5 protein-coding genes are annotated in these 8,986 nt (G+C 43.5%); 1 reads left to right on the top strand and 4 read right to left on the bottom strand.

Annotated elements, in window-relative coordinates:
• The 4 genes from WKF69_RS04900 to WKF69_RS04885 all read right to left on the bottom strand — a co-directional run.
• On the bottom strand, positions 1-823 hold an 823-nt coding region (locus WKF69_RS04900; RefSeq protein ID WP_340379986.1), incomplete at its 3' end, for a hypothetical protein.
• A gap of 485 nt (positions 824-1,308) precedes the next feature.
• Positions 1,309-2,085, bottom strand: coding sequence for an endonuclease/exonuclease/phosphatase family protein (locus tag WKF69_RS04895; protein ID WP_340379985.1), 777 nt, complete (start codon positions 2,083-2,085; stop codon positions 1,309-1,311).
• A 54-nt stretch (positions 2,086-2,139) separates the two neighbouring features.
• Positions 2,140-3,441: a RagB/SusD family protein gene (locus tag WKF69_RS04890; protein ID WP_340379984.1), complete on the bottom strand. Its 1,302-nt coding sequence runs from the start codon at positions 3,439-3,441 to the stop codon at positions 2,140-2,142.
• Positions 3,442-3,452: 11 nt separating this feature from the next.
• Complete coding sequence (locus tag WKF69_RS04885) at positions 3,453-6,572, bottom strand: SusC/RagA family TonB-linked outer membrane protein (RefSeq protein ID WP_340379983.1); 3,120 nt, start codon at positions 6,570-6,572, stop codon at positions 3,453-3,455.
• 441 nt (positions 6,573-7,013) lie between these two features.
• On the opposite strand from WKF69_RS04885, the gene nagB reads away from it, so the two are divergent.
• A complete protein-coding gene (gene nagB / locus WKF69_RS04880) occupies positions 7,014-8,930 on the top strand; it encodes a glucosamine-6-phosphate deaminase (protein WP_340379982.1) in 1,917 nt (638 codons plus the stop codon).
• Positions 8,931-8,986: the final 56 nt, after the last annotated feature.

Below are 8,986 nucleotides of genomic sequence, written 5' to 3'. Positions count from 1 at the left end.
TGTACGTTTGAGGTTCCTGGTATTTTCTCACAAAGGAAAATCCAAACTGTAAGGCCACGTAGCTGCCTGTATCATTGAATGTCCCGGTTTGTTTACCGCTGTTCGGGTAATAACTGTATTCCCCGCTGTTATAAGTTACAGGCGAATAGTTGAAATTTAAGGCAAAGAATATCTGATTGCCCCTTCGCAATGTTTTTGATGCCCTTGCATTCAGGGTATAGGTAAGCCATGGATTGAGCTCGCTGTAGTAAGCAGTTATTTCTTGTAGCCGGTGCCTAACATTAGAATCATCCAAATATGAAGATCCGCTGGTCAGAAGTGATCTCTGTATCCGGCTTAAGCTACCGCCTGCCATAAGGGACGGATCCCATTTACTGATCTTTCTTTTAAAAGTATAGCCGGCCTGGATCGGAAAATAAAAATGGCCGTTGATCAAATTGGAGTTTCTCTTCCCAAAGTTTAACGTGGAATTACCGCCAACTGTAAAGTCGTCGTCATTAATATCGAACTTGTATGCAATGGGAATCATACGGAGGTGGACGCCGCCGGCGAACATAAAGCCACTCTGGCTCACCCGTAAATAATCTACCCCTGCGGAAAAGCCGGGAGTATTTAATTTTTCCAGCACATCCTTATCGGTAGTTTTGCTGATTTTCGTCCCGGTTCGGAACAGCGGCTGGACGTCAATGGATAAATATTCTCTGCTCTTACGGGCGACCTGATTCTTTAACAGGATGCTATCCTGCGCATAGGAAAAAATCAAATTCGTCGAAATAAACAAGGTCAGCGATATTTTTATCGCTGTTGATTGGTATAATCGCATAGTGTACAAGGTAGATTGCGATTTAAATATAAAATAAATATATCCGCAATCAAATTCAGCTGCTAATACTGCCTATCTACCTCCGCCAGCGGAGGACACTGGGCGCCTAGACTCCTCCTTGAAAAAAGGGTTGTAATAGCGCACACACCGCATGCCTCAGGCATGCCCTTCTACACCAGCAAGCGCTTGGTACGTTTCTAAGGCCAAACCACTGAACCTCCGTTCACCTTTCGTCCGCATTCGGCTGGTGCGGGTAGTACAGTCCAAGCCTCAGTAGTGACTTCCATAGCTCCAGACGCAGCGGTGGGGTTTACTCAGTTTTTGCTATGGTTTTTATTGGCATTCGTGGTCTCCCTGCGGTCGGCATGGTTCTTTTGACCAAACAAAAGAACTAGGCCTCCGCGGCAATGAGCGGAAGAATAGAAAAAAGTTAGCATTTTAAGGTTCTTGTTGAATGACAACTAACTGAGCTAGAATATCAAGAATCAGTGACCAGCTCTTATTTTCAGTTTTGACATTACCGGTAAATGATCAGAAAATAGAATAGGATAAACTACATGTTTGCTAACCGTTTTGAGATGATTCTTACTCACCATAACATAGTCTATTTTCTTAACCGGTTTGATAGCAGGAAAAGAGAGATCAGTATCCTTACCTGTATCCGTTAAAATATTCTCCAGGTTAAGCAGCTCTTTCGTTCCGGGTTCAGCATTAAAGTCACCCGTTAATATAACTGGCGAGGGTATGCTACCTAGAATTCTAACCAAATCCTGAGATTGTGCGAACCGTGAATTCGAATCCCGGTAATCCATATGCACTGTTGCGAACAGGATTTCCCTGGTACCTGAAAATATTTTAGCTGTCAATAATGCCCTTGTAGCCGCATCTGATTTCCCGCTACTCGTCAATATGATCCTGTGGTCTTTGACATCGGTAAGAGGAAACTTAGAAAGAATGCCTATGCCGTAGGAGCCGCCATCAAACGCAAAATGTCGTGCGTATGCAAAATACATCCCGGTAGCTTCGGCTAAAAATTTCATTTGATCAACCTTGCCAGAGCGGTTACAAACACTGTCGACTTCCTGCACACCTACAATATCAGCTTTAGATAACTTGATAAAATCCGCGATGTTCATTAATTGATCTTTGCCGGCCGCATTCTGTCCTATATGAATATTATAAGACATAACCTTGATGGTTTGAGCGTATGATCCTTTAAGTGCGATGAACAGGGTAACAAGGATTATAATATATGATTTCATAAAAAAGCTGAATAAAAAAAGGGAGCCGAAGCTCCCATTTTTTAAATATGATTGTTAAAATGCTGGATCAGCCGGTGTATTTGGATTCTGATCTCTTTCGCGGAAAGGATAGTTTACAAAATTACGTTTCCTTTCTGTCTGCGGACGAGCCAAACGACGCGAATCTTCAAGCCTTTGTCCTGAGAGAAACATCTCAATTGATCGTTGTTTGTAAACCTCAGTCAATATCTGTGCAGGTGTTAACGGGCCAACCAATGGCGGAAGATCGGCACCTACTCCATACGGATCAGCGGCAGGTTTTTTAGTTACAATCTTGTTAAGCTCAATCAATGCAAGCGCAACATCAGGTGTTGCCTGGCGTGCGTACGCTTCCGCTTTAATCAAAGTCATCTCCCCCGAAAGATAAACAGGCCATTCTGTTGTAAGTGCGGCAGCGAAACCGTTCATTCTCCATCTCGGTGCGATCGTAAGATTTTCGGACAGATAAAAAGGTAAACGCTTGTCGGCAGGATCCGGAGTTAGTCCGGCAGGAAGACCCAAAGTATTACTTATCGGCTGCCACAAATTATTCGTTCCAGTTACTGCTACATATATACCATTTTGATTAATTGTGGCATTATGTTGAAATCCAGATTTTTTAGTCAGATCGACAGTATTTGCCGTAGTCAGGGCAAGAGTGTAGTTTCCTCCATACAAAGCATATCTCGCTTTAAGCGCACGTAGTGTATTGGGGATATCAATACCTGCAGGAATGTTTCCCAGGAAGGCTGTACTAATCGGGTTAGCAGTGATATTTGCAAGAGCCAGGTCAATATCGGCGATGATCTTTGTGTAAGCTTCAGCCCGGGTAATGAACGTTACATTCTCTCCTGTACCTGAGGGAACTTTTTCCCAGAATGCTGCAAGGTCGCCAAGAGCCAGTGACTTGAATATCGTTGCATAACCCACTAATCCACTAACATAAGGTTTATCACTTATCGAAGCAGCGTTTGAAAGAACAAGATTTGCATCATATATTATTTTATTACTATTCGACCAAAGTGCGCCGATAACTGTGTTGCCACCATCCAGCGATGTTCCCCCCAGACTCAACTGCAACTCTGCTGTATTACCCGGATTTACCAGAAAGAGCTCATTGGCAAGGAAGCCGCTCATGGTGATGGTATTGTAGATATTACCCCGTCCGGCTGCATAACGAGATTGCAGTGAAACAGCAACGCCAGTAAGTCCCTTTGTGCTGGTGTTAACATTAACCTCTGTTGCACGGGCAGGATCTGAATAATCCTTTACACAACCGGCAAAGCTCAGGACCAAAGCTGCCAGAACTGGATATATTATATATAATTTCTTTTTCATAATACTTGATATTAAAATTTAGCCTGTATACCAAAATTGAATGATCTTGGAACGGGTACTGCACCGAAATCGATTCCTCTTACGATTGAACTCTGTCCTCCTGAACTTACTTCCGGATCGTAACCCTCCTCAAATTTATCCCATGAATACAAGTTTCTACCTGAAACGTTTAGTGTAAGGTCTTTAAGATATTTAATGCTTCCAAATCTGTAACTCAATGAAACATCTCGTAATTTAACCCACTGTCCTCGTCTTGAACGCCATTCTTCAATGTTATAGTTCGCATTCACAAATCCGCGGGGAACTTTACCCAACTGTTCAGCTTCAGCAACTAAACCCGCTCCGACTCCCTGAGAAGTTCTCCAATCAGCAGCCCATCTTTCACCACCTTGTTCGGTGTCTAATTGCACTCTGAAACTTAACTTCTTGTAAGAAATTTCGTTTACCAGTGATCCGTTCCAGTCAGGATTTGGATTCCCAATAACCCTACGCAATACTGTACCCATTGGCTGACCAGCAGCATCACGCTGTGGTGTTGGATTGATCGGGTCGTTCTGAAGTCCCCTTTCGGTTTGAGGAAGACCACCCTGGGTAAGCAGTAAATTCCCCTGAGCATCTCTCGCGAAGTAAGAACCATAGTACAAACCCAACGGCTGCCCGTTAATTAATGATACTGGGCCGGATGAACTATTGGTAAATGCGGTAACACCGGCACCAACATTAGTTGCTTTATTTCTGTTTCTATTAAAAATCACTGTGGCATCCCAACTGAAGTCAGTTCCTTTAATCGGAGTACCCGTTAATAACAGCTCAATACCTTTGTTCTCTAAGGAGCCAAAGTTGTCTAGTTTACTGGTAAAACCAGTTGTCGGCGCTATCTGTCTCGATAATAACAGATCACTTACCTTTTTATTATAATAGTTAAAGGTGATACCTAATCTGTTCTTCAGGAAGAAAAGGTCGGTACCAATCTCTAACTCGTTCTGACGTTCGGGCTTTACATTTTCGTTGGCCTGTTGCCCACTTGATGTAAAGGAAGTCCTTCCAAGATAAGAAGATGTGCTGTATGAGTTAAGCCTATCGTAAGCACCGATACCGGTCAAATTTCCCGATTCACCGTACGCAGCACGAATTTTCAAGACATCCCACCAAGATGAAACTCCAAGACCTTCCCAGAACTTTGTGGAAGAAATAACATAGCTACCGCTTCCTTTAAGGTAAGTCTGGTTGCGCTGATCTTCTCCAAAGACACTTGAACCATCCATACGAACCGCACCGGTTAAGAAGAAGTTATTGTTGACTTTAAAGTTTTGCTGAAAATAAGCTCCTTCAACAGAGAATTCACTTCTTCCATCACCGCCAACGGCTGGGGTACTGGCTCCACCTACTGTTTGAACGAAAGGGGCTAACCCTCTTCCTGCAGCGCTCGTACTCGATTCATTTTGATACTGATATGAATACCCGATCTGGCTCGTAGAGCTGATCTTGCTTGTTATTGGGAAATCATAAGTGATGTTCAAATCATTATTAAATAAGTATTGGTTTGCATTACGTTTACCCGCGAAACCATTTTGAGCAGGATCAAGACTTAGCCCCCCACCATATGAGCCATCGGCGATACTTACGTTGTAGGTGTATGGAGGTACAAAGAGAGTACCTTCCTGCGCTGAGTTATCAATACCAATGTTATAGTCGACCGTCAGGTTTTTTATGGGAAATAATTTAAATCCTGCGTTTGCCAGGACCCGGTTGGTTCTTTGAGCCTGTTTAATATCTTCAATAATTGAAACAGGGTTAACACGGCCCCTTTCACCAATAGCCTGAAGGTTACCTAAAGCATCGCGCTTTTGGATATCATGGAAGTTAGCGATGATCCATTGAATTCCCACAGGTACAATTAGTCCGTTTCCATAAGGTTTTTCATTTGCATCGCTTCGTACAAAATTTAACCCGGCTCTAAATGTTGCCCATTTAGCTAAAGTCTGATCGACATTGGCCCGAAGTCCGAAACGGGTATAATCAGTATTTTTTACGATACCCTGGTTGGTGAAATAGGAAGCGGAAGTGTAGAACTTTGTTTTTTCGCTCCCGCCACTCACAGAAAAATTATTATCAACACCGCTTGCGTTGCGAAAAATGTAATCCTGGTAGTCATAACGGGTGACTGGGGTCGTATTTGTCGCGAAAGTGAGTGGATTAGACGTCAACGGCAGAATATCTTGCGTGAAAGCTCCCGGGCCGTCTGTTGGACCACCGAATTTAACCGGCGCCATGTTAACAGGAAGTTTCTTTCGTAACTCACTATTAGTGTAGGTTGAGGAAAACGTAACCTGCGGCTCGCCGGAGCTGCCTCGTTTCGTAAATATTTGTACAACGCCCGCATTTGCACGAGATCCGTAGATAGCGGCGGCAGCAGCACCATTAAGTACCTCAATACGCTCAATATCGGCTGGGTTAATATCTACCAGCCTGTTTTGCTGATTGTCGGTAACCCTTGATGTGGCATTATTGGCTATAATACCATCTATGATGTATAATGGATCAGAAGACGAGTTTACAGAACTTATACCGCGTAAGCGAACCGACATCCCGCCTGCAGGGTCACCCTGGTTTTGGGTAATCTGAGCGCCTGCTACTTTTCCTTGCAGACCGGTAAGTACGTTGCCAGCAGCACCTTTATTAAGGTCTTCACCACTTACTGATCCCACATAGTTACCAAGCTGACGGCGGGTGGTTCCTTCTGAAGTACCGGTGACGATCACTTCGTCAAGGCCCACAGCATTCTGGCCTATTTCCGCGTTAAGAGTTACCGATGCATCAGTGCCAAGTTGAACTGTTTTTGAAATGGTCTGGTATCCAATGTACGTAAACGAAATCGTGTATTGGCCGGGATTTACTTCTGCTGTCAGGGTGTAATTTCCATCTGCATTTGTAGATATTCCAGTTGCTGTCGAAGTTAATCTCACAGCGACGCCCGGAAGCGTTTCACTGGTTTTTGCGTCCGTTACTTTCCCGCTAATTACATATCTGCGTGCCTGAGCATTCAGCTCCCCGCAGAGAATAACTAAAAAAAGCATAACGCCGAATGCCAAAACGTGTTTTGGCCATCCGGAAGAGTAAATTTTTCTCATTTAAATGGTGTTTTTGTGATTTGATAGTAAATTAATTTTTGGATGAAAAATAAGTGCTTGTTTTTCACAGGAGACTACGGCGGTTAAGATATGTTCAAACTATTCCTTTATATACGTAATGACACAATCAATTTTTCTGGTTCTTGCGGGATTTTTAATTTTATACCATAAAACTAATTCTATTTGCGGTTATTTGCCAAATTATTTTGCAATAACGCAATAAATCATCGTACAATATCAATACTGACTTGTGTATAAGATACACTAACTATGTAATTTATGCGTTACGTGACCAGATTTCACGTCTAAGGTTCCGGATTATGATTGAAAAAATCTGCAAAAAAACGCATAAAGCTGGCGCGGGTTTGAAAACGATAGATGCCCGGTCGCGAAAGTTTAATTTTTTTATATTTGCGTCTCACCTAATAAAGTCTGCCCCTCATGGCCCGATTAAATTTACTGGAAGAAACCCGTTTCGAAAAACTACCCGTTACCGTTTATCCAAATACTGACATTGCTTCCCGCAAAGTTGCCCGACGAATTACTGATCTTATCCAGAAAAAGAGTAAAAAAGGCGAGCAAGCTATACTCGGTCTCGCTACAGGTGTAACACCAATAGGGGTTTACCAGGAGCTCATACGAATTCATAAAGAAGAAAAGGTGAGTTTCAAGAATGTAATTTCCTTTAATCTGGATGAATATTACCCGATGAAGCCAACTTCTCCGCAGAGCTATGTTAGCTTTATGAAGGAAAACCTGTTTGATCATATCGACATTGACATGGCCAACGTCCATATTCCGGATGGAACATTAGACATTGAAAAAATACCTGCATTCTGCCTTGATTATGAGAGAAAAATAACTGAACTCGGTGGGCTGGACCTACAAATACTAGGTATTGGGCGTACCGGCCACATCGGTTTTAACGAGCCCGGTTCTGCCCCTAATTCTGGTACGCGCCTCGTAACGCTTGATGACCTGACTCGTCGCGATGCATCCCGTGATTTTGGAGGAAAAGAAAACGTTCCGACCAAGGCTATAACGATGGGGATCGGCACCATCTTCAAAGCCCGTGAGATCATCCTGATGGCGTGGAACAGGAAAAAAGCATCTATTATTAAAAAAGCCGTCGAAGGCGAGATCTCATCAGACGTTCCGGCAACCTATCTTCAGCTTTCTGAACATGTAGAATTCGTTCTCGATCAGGATGCGGCATCTGAGCTAACCCGCTTTAACACTCCGTGGCTTGTTAAAGATTGTGTCTGGGATGGACCACTAATTAAAAAGGCGGTTATCTGGCTTGCAAACCATCTTGATAAACCGATCTTAAAGCTTACTGAAGAAGATTATAACAATAATGGGATGGCTGAACTGGCAACTGAAAAGGGGCCGGTATACAATATTAACATTGAGATTTTCAATAAAATACAACACACAATAACCGGATGGCCAGGAGGCAAACCCAACGCCGACGATATCCAGCGGCCTGAACGCGCTACACCTGCTAAGAAACGGGTGATCATATTTTCACCCCACCCCGATGACGATGTTATCTCCATGGGCGGGACCTTTATTCGCCTGGTTGACCAGGGCCATGACGTGCATGTTGCATATCAGACATCAGGTAATACCGCAGTTTGGGATGACGATGCGCTTCGTTTCGTCGAATTTGCCCGTGATTTTAGCAAATCAATTAATCTTGACACACAGAAACTGGATGACCTGTATCTATCCATGCGTAAGTTCCTTGATACTAAGCAACCCAATCAAACCGATACAAGTGAAATTCAGACCTTGAAAGGATTGATCCGTAAAGGAGAGGCTATTAGCGGTGCCCGGTTTGCCGGATTACCAGATGATCATATCAACTTTATGGCATTGCCATTCTACGACCGTGGCAAGACGCAACGCAACCCTGTGTCTGAGGATGATGTAAACATTACGATGGAGCTTCTTCAAAAGGTAAAACCACATCAAATCTTTGCTGCCGGAGATTTTGCTGATCCTCACGGAACGCACAAGGTTTGCTTCGATATTATTGTCGCCGCACTTAACCGTCTAAAACACGAATCGTGGGTTAAGGATTGCTGGCTATGGATGTATCGTGGTGCATGGCATGAATTTGAAACCCATGAAATCCAGATGGCCGTACCACTTTCGCCTCAGGAAGTTGAACGAAAAAGATTTGCCATTTTCAAGCATCAATCTCAGAAAGACCGGCCGGTTTTTCCGGGCGACGATGCCAGGGAATTTTGGGTTCGCGCCGAGGATAGGACGCGGGAAACTGCTAAATCATACGACAAGCTCGGATTAGCAGAATATGAAGCTATGGAAGCTTTTGTGCGATGGAATTATTAATCACAAGATCAGATGAGACCTGCATGAGCTTGCCGCTCACAAAAAGAAATGAATAT

This window comes from Daejeonella sp., from assembly GCF_037719425.1.
Classification (GTDB): domain Bacteria; phylum Bacteroidota; class Bacteroidia; order Sphingobacteriales; family Sphingobacteriaceae; genus Daejeonella.
Note: the sequence above shows the minus strand (reverse complement) of the source record. Positions and strands in the feature narration are given on the sequence as shown.

Excerpts from the sequence above, each read along its gene's own strand:
- WKF69_RS04895 (WP_340379985.1), bottom strand. The coding sequence starts at position 2,085 with ATGAAATCATATATTATAATCCTTGTTACCCTGTTCATCGCACTTAAA.
- WKF69_RS04890 (WP_340379984.1), bottom strand. The coding sequence starts at position 3,441 with ATGAAAAAGAAATTATATATAATATATCCAGTTCTGGCAGCTTTGGTC.
- WKF69_RS04885 (WP_340379983.1), bottom strand. The coding sequence starts at position 6,572 with ATGAGAAAAATTTACTCTTCCGGATGGCCAAAACACGTTTTGGCATTC.
- nagB (WP_340379982.1), top strand. The coding sequence starts at position 7,014 with ATGGCCCGATTAAATTTACTGGAAGAAACCCGTTTCGAAAAACTACCC.